Here is a 14,399-nt window from a genome sequence, read left to right as displayed (position 1 = left end):
TGTGAAAGCCGGGGGCTGCGACCCCCTTTAAAGGAGTAGCGCGATGACCATGCCAAGCAGTTTATGTCCAAATAGAATGCAAGTTCATTCGATTATCCAAGAAACATCGGATGTCTGGACAATCAATCTTATCAATCATGATTTTTATATATATTCACCTGGTCAATATGCCTTGGTCAGTATTAAAAATAGTGATGATGTCATGCGTGCTTACACTCTTTCATCATCACCCGGGCAAAGTCGATTTATATCCATTACAGTCAGGCGTTTAGATGATGGTCAAGGGTCAAATTGGTTAACACGTTCGGTTAAAGAGGGTGACTATCTTTGGCTTTCTGAAGCGCAAGGGGAATTCACGTGTGCTAATCTAAAAAATACTCAGTATTTGATGTTAGCAGCAGGGTGTGGTGTGACACCGATTATGTCAATGACTCGTTGGCTGATGGTAAATCGTCCGAGTTCTCATGTAAAAGTACTCTTTAATGTTCGCGATGATAAGCAAGTTATTTTTGCGCAGGAGTGGCAAAAGCTGGTTCAGCTATACCCAGAACGATTGCAGTTGTGTGTCATGCCAGAAACTCCCGATAATGGCGATGTTGCTCAAGGGCGTTTAACTGAAGAGAAACTAAAAGCTTTAGTACCCGATATTGATTCACGAATTGTAATGACATGTGGGCCAGTGCCTTATATGAAAAATGCACAGCAATTTGCTGCGAATTTAGGTGTTCCTACTGAACATTTCTTTATGGAGCGTTTTTCTACTGAACCAGATATTGTTGATAGTGAAGATATTCTTACGTTAAAAATTCGTCAACGATTGGTCGATTTTAAAGTCCCAGTAGGTACTTCTTTATTATCTGCACTGGAGCAAAATAAACAGCCCGTTATTGCGGCTTGCCGAGCAGGGGTTTGTGGAAGCTGTAAAACAAAAGTGCTATCAGGGAAATACACAACAACAAGCACAATGACATTAACTGAAGCAGAAATCGCTGAAGGTTATGTTTTAGCTTGCAGCTGCCAATTACAAGGTAACACTGAAATAGCGTAAAACCATTTAATATACGCAAACTGTCTCATTAGATTATTAATGGGACAGTATTATAAAATAGATCATAGTAATTATTTACAGTACTCAGAATGAGAGTGTAATTAATGTTCTGGTAGTGAACCACGTAAAAAATAAATAGATAGCTTACTCAGTGTATTAATCGCTGATACAGCCACTTCTTTGTTTGGATCTTGACATAACTCTATGATCCGAATGATGGCATCATTATATTCAATCGTTGCTTTGAAATCACCTAAAGCGGAAATAGCTGCAATTTTGATTTCATCGTTTACGCGAAATGTTAAATTTGTTAACATCCCAACAATTACTTTATCCATAATAAAACTTTCACTGTTAAATAAAATAAAAAATATTCTAAGATAATTCCCGTAATATTTAATACTAAATTGATGCTTGATATTAAATATTAACAATCTAAAAAAATGCTTTCCAATAACAATGTCGATTTAAATAGCGACATAAGTGTATTTTCTTATTTCATTATTTGCTTATTTGCACATTGTTAATATAAAAAACCAATTGGCAGTTGGCATTAGTTATTGCATCTACTCTTATAGAGCGTATTGTTTATATTTAATTATGCTTACTCCTTTATGTTGTTATTTTTGTATTGTAAGGTAAATAGAAGGATAAGTTTTGACTAATTATCGATAAGATTTGTTAAATAATATTACAGATCTTACTTTGATTTATTCAAGGATTGGTTGTAGGGAAGTAACTAAATATATTTATTTTAATTTGAATATCTAATTTTATTATTAGTTACATTTTATTACATTATGTGGATGTAATTCATATGAACTTAAACAGAACTTAAACAATAAGTTTCCCATGCGTAAAAAAACGTAGATATAGGGTGGCAATTAATTCACCAGTGGGTATAATTCGCGCCGCATCCAAAGTGCAGTATCTCGTTAGGCGAGGCTCCTATACAAACATAGGTTACTGATCTGACGACGTCGAGAGACGCCCAAGATCAGGACAGGATATATCGACCGAAGGTATATCCCCATGTAACTTCCTGCTAAAGTCAGGATACGTTGTATAGTGCTAAAACCGAGACGAAGAGATAGCTTTTGCATTCTCTCATCTGGTTTCGCCCCTATGTGAGTACTGTTTGAGTAACCAACAGTAATAGGGACTAAAAAATGACATTCACTACCCAGAACAAAGCGGGAGCAGTTGCTATTGCTCAGTCCGCAATGAAAGGCGCACGCCTCAAAGACAATAATACACAATCACCAAAAGTTGATGATGCAACAGTAAGTGCTTATATGAGCCAATCATATTTGCCAGTATCTGTCGCGGACTCAATAGCTTGCGTGAAACAAAATCTTATTGAGCATCTTGATGGCGAGCAAATCCCAACCTATTTATTTGTTGTCGACAACGACAATTATTTAAATGGTATTCTTTCAGTCAAATCATTATTAGCTTCACCTGAAAATTTATTAGTGTCTGATATCATGCGACACAATTATTTTTCTGTTGCCCCGGAACAGTCACGTCATGATGTTTATGATCTGATTAATCATAGCGGTTTAGATATGATACCTGTGGTGCAATTTGGCAAATTAATGGGTGTTTTGCGTCCGCAAGATATCGCCGAACTGATTGAAGATGAGAATACACTTGATGCGCAGTTACAAGGCGCGACCACCCCGTTAGATGAGCCTTACTTAACGACAAGCCCTGTAACTCTATGGCGTAAACGTGTCGTTTGGTTGTTGATGCTATTTGTGGCCGAAGCGTATACAGGAACAGTGTTAAAAGCGTTTGAAGAACAACTCGAAGCAGCAATTTCGTTAGCGTTTTTCATTCCACTGTTGATTGGTACAGGCGGTAATAGTGGAACGCAAATTACATCGACATTAGTCCGTGCAATGGCGCTCGGCGAGGTGAGTTTACGCAACCTTGGTACCGTTCTGAAGAAAGAGGTCTCCACCTCATTTTTAGTGGCGGTGACTATCGGTGGTGCAGCATTAATCCGTGCGTGGATTTTAGGTGTTGGCCACGAGGTCACTATTGTGGTTAGCTTAACCATCGTTGCTATCACAATGTGGAGTGCGGTTGTTTCTTCAATTATTCCAATGGTATTGAAGAAGTTAAAAGTGGACCCAGCAGTTGTTTCTGCACCGTTCATTGCGACTTTTATTGATGGAACTGGCTTAATTATCTACTTTGAAATCGCAAAATTAGTGATGACGGAGTTTGCTTAAGCGCACACCTCAAACTTGATGCGGCAGAAAAGCTAATTTTCTGTCGCAGCGATAGAAATCTCTTCTTGTTTTAACACTTCCCCACATTTTCGACATAAATATTGGTTCTCACCACGTAACACTTTGTTATGACGGCGTATGGTTAATTCATGGGTCATTTCACAGGCACAACGGTAGCGAAATGTTCGACTTTTTACTGTTGTAACCGCAAAGTTGTGTGTACGTTTCGCAGTGACTTCCAGTACATGTTGCATCATCCATTTCCATTCTTTGCCATGTGGAGCGATACCTTTGCGGCCAAATACATGAAAAACCAACAGATGTGCTAATTCATGAGGCACAACCTCATCAATAAATTGTTCTGTATTTTCAATGAGTAAACTGGGGTTAAGGCGGATTTCCCATTCTTTTAAATAAGCACTCCCCGCGGTTGTCCCTCGTTGCTTGTAATTAACCGTTGGTTCCGAAAATGACTGCTCGAGTTTGTGCTCTGCAAGTGCGAGCTTTTCTCGCAATATGCGCATGACTTGTTGCTGTAAAAAGAGTGGCACACGGATTGTTTTCATGGGGTAAAGGATACGTGAAGGTAATGGACATAAACAAGCAATAATTGACATACATTATACCGAAAGATATATTGTATTTTTATATAATAAATGTCAGACATAACATATGCACAATAATACCTCTGAACAGCAACTGTTAGCGATGAAGCAGGCCGCGTTAGAAACAGCTTCGTTACTGAAAACACTAGGGAATCCAGATCGTTTAATTTTACTATGCCAGTTAACACAGGGTGAAGCCTGCGTTAGTGAGTTAGAAGAGCAGCTAGGAATATTACAACCGACACTCTCTCAACAATTAACGGTATTGCGTAATGAAGGCTTAGTGATGACGCGCCGAGAAGGAAAGCGTATTTACTATGCGATTGCAGATGAGAAATTATTTACGCTGCTCAATACGTTATATCAGCTTTATTGCCCCGTGAAGGAGAAATGAAATGACCATAGATTGGGCTAATTTTACGCCACTGTCTGCCGCAGTTGGGGGAGTGTTGATTGGCTTAGCCGCTGCAATTTTATTAGTATTTAACGGTCGTATTGCCGGTATCAGTGGTATCCTAGGCGGGTTGTTGAAACCGACTAAGGGGGATACAGCGTGGAAAGTGGCTTTTATTATTGGCCTGATGAGCGCTCCAATGTTATTTACATGGTTGGCGTATACACCTGAAGTTAACATTGCGACCAGCACACCTATTTTAGTTTTAGCTGGGCTGTTTGTCGGCTTTGGCTCACGGCTGGGAAGTGGCTGTACTAGCGGTCATGGGATCTGCGGTATGGCAAGGTTATCCCGTCGTTCCATTGTTGCAGTATTGCTCTTTATGATCGTTGCTTTTGTGACTGTCGCTCTAGCCAACCATTTTGGGATAGGGAGATAAAGCAATGCCTATTCTTATCGCATTAATTTCAGGGATATTATTTGGCCTAGGATTAGTCATTGCCGGAATGGGAAACCCAGCAAAAATTTTAGCGTTTTTAGATATTACTGGAACGTGGGATCCTTCTTTATTAATTACGATGGCCGTTGGAATGGTAATTAGTGGAATGACTTTTTTATGGGTCAAAAAACGTTCTGTTAGCCTACTTAACTGCCCATTACAAATACCCACAAATCAAACGATTGATAAAAAACTAGTCACTGGAAGTGTGTTATTTGGTGTGGGGTGGGGGCTAGCCGGGATCTGCCCAGGGCCTGCATTATTGTTAACAGGAATGGGATTAACGCAAGGAATAATATTCACATTAGCGATGGTTGCTGGAATGGCAATTTTTCAGTTTACGCAAAAAAATTAATCGTTCATTGTGAGCAATAAAAAACCCATCAAATGATGGGTTTTTTTGTATGTAATTTATTTACTAAAGTAATTACAAGCCCGCAGCGGCGCGCAATGCTTCTGCTTTATCCGTTTTTTCCCAAGGGAACTGAGAACGACCAAAATGGCCATATGAAGCAGTTTGTTGGTAAATAGGGTGTAATAAATCCAGCATCTTAATTAAGCCGTAAGGACGTAAGTCAAAGAATTCACGAACTAATTGGATTAACAGTGATTCATCAACTTTACCTGTGCCGAACGTCTCTACCATAATCGAGGTAGGTTCTGCGACACCGATAGCGTAAGAAACTTGGATTTCACAACGGTCTGCAAGGCCAGCTGCGACAATATTTTTTGCCACGTAACGTGCTGCATAGGCTGCTGAACGGTCAACTTTTGATGGGTCTTTACCAGAGAATGCCCCACCACCATGGCGAGCCATACCGCCGTAGGTATCTACAATGATTTTACGGCCTGTTAAACCACAGTCACCCATAGGACCACCGATAACAAAACGGCCCGTTGGGTTAATAAAGTATTTTGTCTCTTTTGATAACCATTCTGCAGGGAGAACTGGCTTGATGATTTCTTCCATCACGGCTTCATGCAGGTCTTTTTGTTGAATATCTTCAGAATGTTGAGTAGATAAAACAACAGCGTCAATACCCACAATTTTATTATTGTCGTATTGGAAAGTAACCTGACTTTTCGCGTCAGGGCGTAACCATGGCAACGTGCCATTTTTACGAACATCTGCTTGGCGCTGCACTAAGCGGTGTGCATAAGTAATAGGAGCAGGCATTAATACATCAGTTTCGTTGGTTGCATAACCAAACATCAGGCCTTGGTCACCCGCGCCTTGTTCTGATGGGTCAACACGGTCAACACCTTGGTTGATATCGGGCGACTGTTTACCAATCGCACTTAAAACGGCACATGAATTGGCATCAAAGCCCATTTCGGAACTGGTATAGCCAATTTCGCGAACAGTTTTGCGCGTGATTTCTTCAATATCAACCCAAGCGCTGGTGGTGATTTCTCCCCCGACCATTACCATACCTGTTTTGACGTAGGTTTCGCAGGCAACGCGAGCTTTCGGGTCTTGTTCCAGAATAGCATCAAGTACTGCGTCAGAGATTTGATCAGCAATTTTATCTGGATGCCCTTCTGATACAGACTCAGAAGTAAAGAGATGTGTAGCCATGAGATTAATACCTTAAGAATTCGCAAATTTATAATTGGATGTTTTAACATCTAGACGGCTATTTTAGTCCCATACAGTAAAAATTTCTACCTGTATTTATACAAAAAACGAATAGGGACATAAAACAGCAATAGGTAAAGTTTTATCGCAATTTAGTCATTTTGGTTTTGCTTTTTGAGCGTAATAGATGTATAAACTGCGACCGTAACGGATGGTTGTTATTTCCCGTTATATACCAGCAGGATAATATAAAATGACTGCTATCTATCAGGAATGTTTATAAGCTTTTGAATTTCAATAAAAAATAAGGTGATATAGCTTAAATCAACAGGTCAACCTGCCAAAATAGTGCTACCACATTGAAATTTTAAAAGGGTAAACAGTTATATTGGGGGTTAATGGGTAATGATCCATAATCTACTGAATAACAGTATCCAACCGTCATATGCGGACCGCCGCGTGACTTTGGCATTTACTTTCCTGTCATTCTTTACTTCATCACGAAGTTACCGTCACATCTTTAATACACCTTCGAGGCTGAGTCATTAATCTGTCAGCTTAAGGTCGTATATTGTCACTGTTTAGAAGTTCTAAGCACTTTTTATTAAAATCTGAGTATTGCCGTTTCCCCAACATAACTGCCTTGCAGTGTTATGTCTTCACTGACATACATCAGGAAGGAGAACGCGTCACTCACCCCTCCATAAAGGAGTTTATTATGAATGATAATATCGCTCGCAAAATGCGTCAGACGTACAACATCGCGTATTGGGGTGGTGGTTACTATCAGGTGAATGAGCGCGGAAATGTCTGTGTTTGCCCGAACCCTGAGAACCCTGACACCTTTGTTGATTTAGCTGACCTTGTTAATCAAGTGAAAGAAGAGCAGGAGCATTTACGCTTACCTGCACTGTTTTGTTTCCCGCAAATCTTACAGCACCGTTTGCGTTCAATAAACGCAGCATTTAGACGCGCACGTGAGTCTTATGGCTATAAAGGCGATTACTTTTTGGTTTATCCAATAAAAGTTAACCAACAACGCCGAGTCATTGAATCATTAGTTAATTCTGGGGAACCGTTAGGGCTTGAAGCTGGCTCAAAAGCTGAGTTAATGGCAGTTTTAGCGAACGCAGGTAAAACACAAACCGTTATCGTCTGTAATGGATATAAAGACCGTGAATATATCCGATTAGCGTTAATTGGGGAAAAATTGGGTCATAAGGTTTACCTTGTTATCGAAAAAATGTCTGAAATTGAGATGGTGTTAAAAGAAGCGGAAAGCTTAAATGTCACGCCACGCTTAGGGGTTCGCGCCCGTTTGGCTTCTCAAGGCTCAGGTAAGTGGCAAGCAAGTGGTGGTGAAAAATCTAAATTTGGTTTGGCTGCAACCCAAGTATTACAGTTAGTGGAAATTTTACGCAATGCAAATCGCCTAGATAGTTTGCAGTTGCTTCATTTCCATTTAGGCTCTCAGATGGCCAATATTCGCGATATTGCCACTGGTGTCCGTGAATCAGCCCGCTTTTATGTGGAATTGCATCGCTTAGGTGTCAATATCCAGTGCTTTGATGTGGGCGGTGGCCTTGGTGTTGATTATGAAGGTACTCGTTCTCAATCCGATTGCTCCGTCAACTATGGCTTAAATGAATACGCCAACAACGTCATTTGGGCGATTGGGGATGCGTGTGAAGAGTTTAATTTACCGCACCCAACGGTGATCACGGAGTCTGGCCGAGCACTTACCGCTCATCATACCGTTTTAGTCTCCAATGTGATTGGGGTTGAACGCAATGAATTTACCAAAACAACACCGCCACATGAAGATGCACCGCGTTCATTAATTTCCTTATGGGATACCTGGGAGTCGATGCAGCATCAGGGCAATAGCCGTTCATTACGTGAATGGTTGCATGATAGCCAATTTGACTTACAAGAAGCGCACACTCAGTATGCACATGGCGTGTTAGATTTGACTCAACGTGCATGGGCAGAAGAGCTATACCTGAATATTTGCCGTCGTATCCAGCAAGATCTCGACCCAAGCAATCGTGCTCATCGTCCAATCATCGACGAACTGCAAGAGCGCATGGCTGATAAGTTTTATGTGAACTTTTCTTTATTCCAATCGCTGCCAGACTCTTGGGGAATTGACCAAGTGTTCCCAGTATTACCGATTGAAGGGTTAGATAAACCATTAGACCGCCGTGCGGTATTGTTAGATATCACCTGTGATTCTGATGGTATTATTGACCACTACGTTGATGGTGATGGCGTTGAAACCACAATGCCAATGCCGGCTTATGACCCTGAAAACCCGCCGATGATAGGTTTCTTTATGATTGGCGCGTATCAGGAAATTTTAGGAAATATGCATAACTTATTTGGTGATACTGCCGCAATAGATGTCTGGGTTGATAGCCAAGGTAACCTGCGTTACTTGCAAAGTGAAGAGGGCGATTCTGTGGCAGATATGCTGCAATACGTTAAATTAGTCCCTGAAGTCCTATTAGAAAGTTTCACAGAGCAAGTAAAAGGCACGGGTTTGAGTGAGCAGTTGCAAAAAGACTTTGTCGAAGAGTTCGAGAATGGTTTGTATGGGTATACTTATCTTGAAGACGAATAAATGCTCAATGCGCGTTATATTTCGCACCGTCGCGTTGTTGGCTGCATTTGCCAACCCTAGTCACATACTTGTGTATGCTCCTAGGGATTGGCTCATTTTGCCGCCTAGCGACAGCACGAACTATTTAGCGCACTATATGAGTCATAACGTATTAAGATACTGAACAGATAATAACTTTGTGCAAATAATATGATTTGTTTATTATTTATACTGTGCGAAGTTAATTTGGTAAAAACTATTCGAATTGAATATTAAAAGGGCTTGCTAATGGGCCGGCCCGTTTTGAGGAACAGAAATGATTAATAGTACTTTAGGTAATCAAGTTGATAACTCACTGGTTTCTAACGCATTTGGTTTCTTACGTTTTCCGCTGAATTTTCAGCCTTATAGCTCAGATGCAGAGTGGGTGATCACCGGTGTACCGTTTGATATGGCAACCTCTGGTCGTGCTGGTAGCCGTCATGGGCCAGCTGCAATTCGCCAAGTTTCCACGAATCTTGCGTGGGAAAGCCACCGCTGGCCATGGAACTTTAAGTTAACTGAACGTTTAAATGTGGTTGACTGTGGTGACGTGGTATTTGCTTTCGGTGATGCACAAGATATGAGTGACAAACTGCAAGCCCATACTGAAAAACTGCTTGAATCAGGTAAACGTTGCTTGACCTTTGGTGGCGACCACTTCGTTACATTGCCATTGCTGCGTGCTCATGCGAAACACTTTGGGAAAATGGCCTTAGTTCATTTCGATGCACATACAGATACTTACGGTAATGGTAGCAAGTTTGACCACGGAACCATGTTCTATCATGCGCCAAAAGAAGGCCTAATCGACCCAACTCATTCAGTGCAAATTGGTATTCGTACTGAACATGACAGCGACAATGGTTTTACTGTACTGGATGCAGCTCAGGTGAATGATCGCAGTGTGGATGACATGGTTGCACAGATCAAAGAGATTGTTGGCGATATGCCTGTTTATCTGACTTTCGATATTGACTGCCTTGACCCTGCCTTTGCGCCGGGAACGGGAACCCCTGTTATTGGTGGTTTAACGTCAGATCGTGCATTGAAATTATTGCGTGGAATACAGTCATTAAATATCGTGGGTATGGATTTAGTGGAAGTCGCTCCCGCTTATGACCAATCTGAGATCACAGCATTAGCCGCCGCATCTATCGCATTAGAAATGTTATATATTCAAGCCGCTAAAAAATAAACAATTTAACGTTTACGCGAACAAAAGCCACCTACTCGGTGGCTTTTTTATATTCAAACCTCATTAAATTGTTTATTAATCGTATAAAGTTAAAGGAATAGCATTTTTTGTTTATCTTATTGAGAATGATTTTTATTAAAGATTATCTTCGAATTTCATTATTCATACCTTTTTCTTTGGTAAATAAAAAATATTCACAGCCCCAATAGTGAAATATTTTTTATTAGTTAGGAATAGTAGGTAAAAATCATTACTTTGTAACTTGTTGTTATTATTGTTAACTTATGAGGATTGGTGGACTAGTCAATTTGGCTATTATTCAGTAGGAGATAAGTATGGCGTTAAATAATAAAGTTATTTTAGTTACTGGTGCAGCGCAGGGTATTGGTCGTGGTATCGCACTGCGTTTAGCGAAAGAAGGGGCTGATATCGCACTGGTGGATTTGAAAAAAGACAAACTCCAAGATGTTGCCAAAGAAATTGAAGCATTAGGCCGTAAAGTTACCACATTTGCTGCAGATATCAGTCAGCGTGACCAAGTCTTTGCCGCGGTGGCTCATGCAGAAGCGGAGTTAGGTGGTTTTGATGTAATGATTAACAACGCAGGGATTGCACAAGTTAAGCCAATCGCTGATGTTCGCCAAGAAGATATGGATTTAATCTTCAAAATTAACGTAGATGGCACCATGTGGGGTATTCAAGCCGCGAGCGAGAAATTCCAAGAACGTAAACATAAAGGGAAAATCATCAATGCATCTTCTATTGCAGGGCATGATGGTTTCGCGATGTTAGGTGTGTACTCTGCAACTAAATTTGCGGTTCGTGCGTTAACCCAAGCCGCGGCCAAAGAATACGCAAGCTCAGGTATAACGGTGAATGCGTATTGCCCTGGTATTGTTGGTACTGATATGTGGGTGGAAATCGATGAGCGCTTCGCTGAAATTACAGGCGCGCCAAAAGGTGAAACTTACAAAAAATATGTTGAAGGGATCGCGCTTGGTCGTGCTCAAACCCCTGATGATGTCGCGGGTCTAGTGGCATTCTTAGCAAGCGATGACTCTGACTATATTACTGGTCAATCTATTTTGACTGACGGTGGGATTGTCTATCGTTAATTCACTCATGTGAATTTAGGGTGTAAATAATAGCCGCGATGAATAACTCATCGCGGTTTTTGCTTATGCAGCGTGCTGCTGAATATCGGCTAAAATAGCTTCCGCTTGTGTCCAAAGTAGTGAGCCTCCCTCATCGCTTAATAAATGATGTTGGCAATTGGGAAAACGGCTGGCTAATATTTTGCCAAAATCAGGGGAATGGACTGTGCTCATATCGAGTTCGCCATACCATAAAGAGACGGGCACGCAGGTCGTTTCAGGGGCGAATTCCCATTTCTGCAATGCAATTAATAAGTCTTGAACATATCCTTGGTTGCCTTGGGCGAAAGCACGTCTCATGCAATGGCTATATGCCTCAAGGAAATGTTCTTCATTGTAGAGTTGTTGGTCGATTTCTGCACTGCAATTAAGAATAAACGCCAATAGCCACTCACCAGTGACATTTTTTAATAGCCAATCAGACAGCGCTTCAGGGCTGTTAAGGGCTTGCTCTTGCATGTTCACGATATCAGCACTGAGTATTGCGCGAGTTGCAGGGTATTCAAATTGGTCTTGCCCTGACACAATAGACAGTGAGATAGGTTGGCAATAGTGAGCGATAGCCATGGCAAAAACAGCACCTTGAGAAAAGCCGATGACAGAATATTGAGTAATGGACTGCTTATCTAACAGTGCTTGAACATCCATAGCAAAATTTTTTAATGATTTTTCAGGGTGAAATGTTGACTCACCAAGCCCCGCACGTTCAGGAACAATCAAACGAATATTCAGTTGTTCGAGTAAATCCAAACCAAATCCTAATGAACCACTCATACCCGCACCGGTACAAAAAATAACAGGAAAGCCTGTTTTAGGGCCCGACTCAAACCAGCAAAATTGACGGCTATCAGGTAATTGCATCGTGTGTTGATGTGGGTTGGTCAGTGGCGCGTTATACATGGTGAATTCCTAACACAAAGCAGGTACAGATGGGTGATAAGATAGGTCAGTTAATAATTATTAAAACTGGCATTGTTATAGTTGCAATTTTAAAGTATTAAATAGGTAAAATGCAAAATATTCGCTTAATAAATATCAATTCATTCACAAGAGGATCGTCAAATGGCATTTTCCGAATCAGAAAAACAGATTTTATTGGTTGTCAAAGGTGTTGGCCCCATGGTGATTAGCCGTTTAGAACAAATGGGGTTTAGTTCACTCGCACAATTAAGTGAAGCCTCCTATGATGAAATTTTAATTTCTGGAGCCGCATTAACAGGCTCAAGCTGCTGGAAAAATAGCCCACAAGCAAAAAAAGCGGTAGAAGGGGCTATTTTAGCGGCTAAACAAGCGGTTAGATTGCCATCTTAATCAGTTTGGTTTCTGGTTTTCCATTTCTTACTGCGCAAGATATTGAGAACTTGCACTGCCATAGAAAAAAACATAGCAAAATAAATGTAGCCTTTAGAAACATGGACTTGAACACTTTCAAGCAGCAATGTGAAGCCAACTAAAATCAAAAATGATAAGGCCAAGATTTTTACGGAAGGGTAACGTTCAACAAAGTCGCCAATGGGTTTGGCCGCAAGCATCATAATGAGTACAGCGATGACCACTGCTGCCATCATGATAAATAAGTGGTCTGAAAGCCCCACCGCGGTGATCACTGAATCTAAACTGAAGATAATGTCTAATAAAGCAATTTGTACGATAGCGCCCCAAAATGAGCTCACTTTCTTATTGGCTAGATTATTTTCACCTTCTCCTTCAATGGTTTCAAAAATTTCTTGGCTTGCTTTCCAAATAAGGAATATTCCACCTGCGCATAATATGAGATCGCGTGCAGATACCACATGGTCAGCAACTGTAAAAAGTGGGGTGGTAAGGCGTGATAACCAAGCAATCGAAGCCAATAGCGCAAGGCGCATCACCATTGCTGCAATAAGGCCTGTCCGTCTGGCACTATTTTGCTGGTGGCTCGGAAGCTTGCTCACCACAATACTCAGAAAAATAATATTATCGATGCCTAGGACAATTTCTAATATGGTTAGGGTGGCAAGTGCCATCCATGCATTGGGGTCGAGTATCCACTCAAACATCTGTGCACCTTCTACAATGAAACAGTGATAAATTTTTATCGTCTGCTTTGGTACAGGCGACACCTTGTTGATTAAGATAAACTAAAATGCCGTGCTAACAGCGGGCCTGTAAAATCCTTTTTTAGATAAAAGCCACGAGGTAGCGTCATAATAGGTTGACCAAACTCACCAATAGCTTCAGTTAATGCTTTATTGTTCGCCGCTTTAGGACGGATCTGTAATACCTGCCCATGACGTGCAGTGATACTTTCCACTTTGCCTAACACAATGAGATCCATTAACTCTTCCCAATCTTGTCGTAGTAACTGCTCTTCTAAGGGGGAGGGGCTCCAGATTAATGGGTTTGCGACTCGGCGCTGTGAGAGCGGAATTTGCCTTTCCCCTTCGATAGGAAACCATAAAATACGGGATAGTTTGCGACGAACATGGCTATTTTCCCATGTTAAGCCGCTATTTCCCGTTAACGGTGCAACAGAAACAAAGGTGGTTTCGAGTGGAGCACCATGACGGTCAATAGGAATAGTTTTTAATTCAATACCAATATGGGCGAAATCTTGCTCTGCCTTACTTCCCGCGCTCGCGCCTAAATAATATTCCAATAACATGCCAACCCAGCCTTTGTCTCGCTTGAGATCAGGAGGAATAGGGATCGCTGCATGTTGGGCGAGTTCACCAAGCGTGTAGCCAGCAAGAGCTTGCGCTCGGGCCATTAAGGTCGCTTCGTTATCTGGTGGTGGCGGTGCAATAAATGGCGTCATGGTTTGAATAGTAATGTATAAAAAGTAGCCAGTGGAAATACATATAACTTAAGAAGTATAACACTTTTTCTATGGTATTTCTAACTATATGATATATATGAATATAATGTTATTTATTCATCTGAATTATAAATTATTACAGAGGTTATTCAAGTTCATCCCAAGATAATCACAGGATCATGCACTAGGTTATCCACAGGATTTCTGGATAACTGTGAAAAATCGAGATTACTGTGTGTATTTA

At 41.0% G+C, this 14,399-nt stretch carries 15 protein-coding genes and 1 riboswitch; of the genes, 9 read left to right on the top strand and 6 right to left on the bottom strand.

From position 1 onward, the window contains the following. Positions 1–43 precede the first annotated feature (43 nt). Entirely contained in the window at positions 44–1,048 is a 1,005-nt protein-coding gene (hcr, locus tag CYG50_RS13150; RefSeq protein WP_102137363.1) for an NADH oxidoreductase, read from the top strand. 101 nt (positions 1,049–1,149) lie between these two features. Here the strand turns inward: hcr and CYG50_RS13145 are convergent, their stop codons facing one another. Beyond that, positions 1,150–1,386 (bottom strand): HEAT repeat domain-containing protein, encoded by a 237-nt coding sequence (locus tag CYG50_RS13145; protein WP_102137364.1) that lies wholly within the window; start codon positions 1,384–1,386, stop codon positions 1,150–1,152. A 586-nt stretch (positions 1,387–1,972) separates the two neighbouring features. Beyond that, positions 1,973–2,145, top strand: a riboswitch (M-box (ykoK) riboswitch). A 72-nt stretch (positions 2,146–2,217) separates the two neighbouring features. Between CYG50_RS13145 and CYG50_RS13140 the strand changes: the two genes are divergently transcribed. Then, positions 2,218–3,288, top strand: a complete 1,071-nt coding sequence (locus tag CYG50_RS13140; protein WP_102137365.1) for a magnesium transporter — start codon at positions 2,218–2,220, stop codon at positions 3,286–3,288. Between the two features lie 32 nt (positions 3,289–3,320). On the opposite strand, the gene CYG50_RS13135 is transcribed toward CYG50_RS13140, so the two are convergent. Further along, entirely contained in the window at positions 3,321–3,854 is a 534-nt protein-coding gene (locus tag CYG50_RS13135) for a SprT family zinc-dependent metalloprotease (protein ID WP_102137785.1), read from the bottom strand. Between the two features lie 106 nt (positions 3,855–3,960). Between CYG50_RS13135 and CYG50_RS13130 the strand changes: the two genes are divergently transcribed. Genes CYG50_RS13130 through CYG50_RS13120 form a run of 3 tightly spaced genes read left to right on the top strand, consistent with a single transcriptional unit; the run spans position 3,961 to position 5,141 of the window. Further along, positions 3,961–4,287, top strand: a complete 327-nt coding sequence (locus tag CYG50_RS13130; protein ID WP_102137366.1) for an ArsR/SmtB family transcription factor — start codon at positions 3,961–3,963, stop codon at positions 4,285–4,287. A 1-nt stretch (position 4,288) separates the two neighbouring features. Continuing rightward, positions 4,289–4,726, top strand: coding sequence for a YeeE/YedE family protein (locus CYG50_RS13125; RefSeq protein WP_102137367.1), 438 nt, complete (start codon positions 4,289–4,291; stop codon positions 4,724–4,726). Positions 4,727–4,730: 4 nt separating this feature from the next. After that, positions 4,731–5,141 carry a DUF6691 family protein gene (locus CYG50_RS13120; RefSeq protein ID WP_102137368.1) on the top strand — a complete coding sequence of 137 codons (411 nt, stop codon included), beginning with the start codon at positions 4,731–4,733 and terminating at the stop codon, positions 5,139–5,141. A 72-nt stretch (positions 5,142–5,213) separates the two neighbouring features. Here the strand turns inward: CYG50_RS13120 and metK are convergent, their stop codons facing one another. Beyond that, the gene (gene metK, locus CYG50_RS13115) at positions 5,214–6,365 is read right to left on the bottom strand and encodes a methionine adenosyltransferase (protein ID WP_047755768.1); all 1,152 of its coding nucleotides are present in this window, start codon (positions 6,363–6,365) and stop codon (positions 5,214–5,216) included. Positions 6,366–7,083: 718 nt separating this feature from the next. On the opposite strand from metK, the gene speA reads away from it, so the two are divergent. The 3 genes from speA (at position 7,084) to CYG50_RS13100 (ending at position 11,319) form a co-directional block, all read left to right on the top strand. Then, the gene (gene speA / locus CYG50_RS13110; RefSeq protein ID WP_102137369.1) at positions 7,084–8,988 is read left to right on the top strand and encodes a biosynthetic arginine decarboxylase; all 1,905 of its coding nucleotides are present in this window, start codon (positions 7,084–7,086) and stop codon (positions 8,986–8,988) included. A gap of 295 nt (positions 8,989–9,283) precedes the next feature. Further along, positions 9,284–10,204 carry an agmatinase gene (gene speB / locus CYG50_RS13105; RefSeq protein WP_102137371.1) on the top strand — a complete coding sequence of 307 codons (921 nt, stop codon included), beginning with the start codon at positions 9,284–9,286 and terminating at the stop codon, positions 10,202–10,204. A 335-nt stretch (positions 10,205–10,539) separates the two neighbouring features. Next, positions 10,540–11,319: an acetoin reductase gene (locus CYG50_RS13100; RefSeq protein ID WP_102137372.1), complete on the top strand. Its 780-nt coding sequence runs from the start codon at positions 10,540–10,542 to the stop codon at positions 11,317–11,319. A 63-nt stretch (positions 11,320–11,382) separates the two neighbouring features. Here the strand turns inward: CYG50_RS13100 and CYG50_RS13095 are convergent, their stop codons facing one another. Further along, on the bottom strand, positions 11,383–12,258 hold the full coding sequence (locus CYG50_RS13095) for an alpha/beta fold hydrolase (protein WP_102137373.1): 876 nt from the start codon (positions 12,256–12,258) through the stop codon (positions 11,383–11,385). 162 nt (positions 12,259–12,420) lie between these two features. On the opposite strand from CYG50_RS13095, the gene CYG50_RS13090 reads away from it, so the two are divergent. After that, the gene (locus tag CYG50_RS13090; RefSeq protein ID WP_102137374.1) at positions 12,421–12,669 is read left to right on the top strand and encodes a Pathogenicity locus; all 249 of its coding nucleotides are present in this window, start codon (positions 12,421–12,423) and stop codon (positions 12,667–12,669) included. Here CYG50_RS13090 and CYG50_RS13085 read toward each other — a convergent pair. Both CYG50_RS13085 and mutH read right to left on the bottom strand, forming a co-directional pair. Then, entirely contained in the window at positions 12,666–13,397 is a 732-nt protein-coding gene (locus tag CYG50_RS13085) for a TerC family protein (protein WP_102137375.1), read from the bottom strand. The two genes, CYG50_RS13090 and CYG50_RS13085, sit on opposite strands and share 4 nt — an antisense overlap. 71 nt (positions 13,398–13,468) lie before the next feature. Further along, complete coding sequence (gene mutH, locus CYG50_RS13080; RefSeq protein WP_102137376.1) at positions 13,469–14,155, bottom strand: DNA mismatch repair endonuclease MutH; 687 nt, start codon at positions 14,153–14,155, stop codon at positions 13,469–13,471. Positions 14,156–14,399: the final 244 nt, after the last annotated feature.

The organism is Providencia huaxiensis, from assembly GCF_002843235.3.
GTDB lineage: Bacteria > Pseudomonadota > Gammaproteobacteria > Enterobacterales > Enterobacteriaceae > Providencia > Providencia huaxiensis.
This window is presented reverse-complemented; position numbering and strand designations above follow the sequence as displayed.

Bases quoted from the DNA above. Each gene is read 5' to 3' on its own strand.
- hcr (WP_102137363.1), top strand. From the start codon at position 44: ATGACCATGCCAAGCAGTTTATGTCCAAATAGAATGCAAGTTCATTCG.
- CYG50_RS13145 (WP_102137364.1), bottom strand. From the start codon at position 1,386: ATGGATAAAGTAATTGTTGGGATGTTAACAAATTTAACATTTCGCGTA.
- CYG50_RS13140 (WP_102137365.1), top strand. From the start codon at position 2,218: ATGACATTCACTACCCAGAACAAAGCGGGAGCAGTTGCTATTGCTCAG.
- CYG50_RS13135 (WP_102137785.1), bottom strand. From the start codon at position 3,854: ATGAAAACAATCCGTGTGCCACTCTTTTTACAGCAACAAGTCATGCGC.
- CYG50_RS13130 (WP_102137366.1), top strand. From the start codon at position 3,961: ATGCACAATAATACCTCTGAACAGCAACTGTTAGCGATGAAGCAGGCC.
- CYG50_RS13125 (WP_102137367.1), top strand. From the start codon at position 4,289: ATGACCATAGATTGGGCTAATTTTACGCCACTGTCTGCCGCAGTTGGG.
- CYG50_RS13120 (WP_102137368.1), top strand. From the start codon at position 4,731: ATGCCTATTCTTATCGCATTAATTTCAGGGATATTATTTGGCCTAGGA.
- metK (WP_047755768.1), bottom strand. From the start codon at position 6,365: ATGGCTACACATCTCTTTACTTCTGAGTCTGTATCAGAAGGGCATCCA.
- speA (WP_102137369.1), top strand. From the start codon at position 7,084: ATGAATGATAATATCGCTCGCAAAATGCGTCAGACGTACAACATCGCG.
- speB (WP_102137371.1), top strand. From the start codon at position 9,284: ATGATTAATAGTACTTTAGGTAATCAAGTTGATAACTCACTGGTTTCT.
- CYG50_RS13100 (WP_102137372.1), top strand. From the start codon at position 10,540: ATGGCGTTAAATAATAAAGTTATTTTAGTTACTGGTGCAGCGCAGGGT.
- CYG50_RS13095 (WP_102137373.1), bottom strand. From the start codon at position 12,258: ATGTATAACGCGCCACTGACCAACCCACATCAACACACGATGCAATTA.
- CYG50_RS13090 (WP_102137374.1), top strand. From the start codon at position 12,421: ATGGCATTTTCCGAATCAGAAAAACAGATTTTATTGGTTGTCAAAGGT.
- CYG50_RS13085 (WP_102137375.1), bottom strand. From the start codon at position 13,397: ATGTTTGAGTGGATACTCGACCCCAATGCATGGATGGCACTTGCCACC.
- mutH (WP_102137376.1), bottom strand. From the start codon at position 14,155: ATGACGCCATTTATTGCACCGCCACCACCAGATAACGAAGCGACCTTA.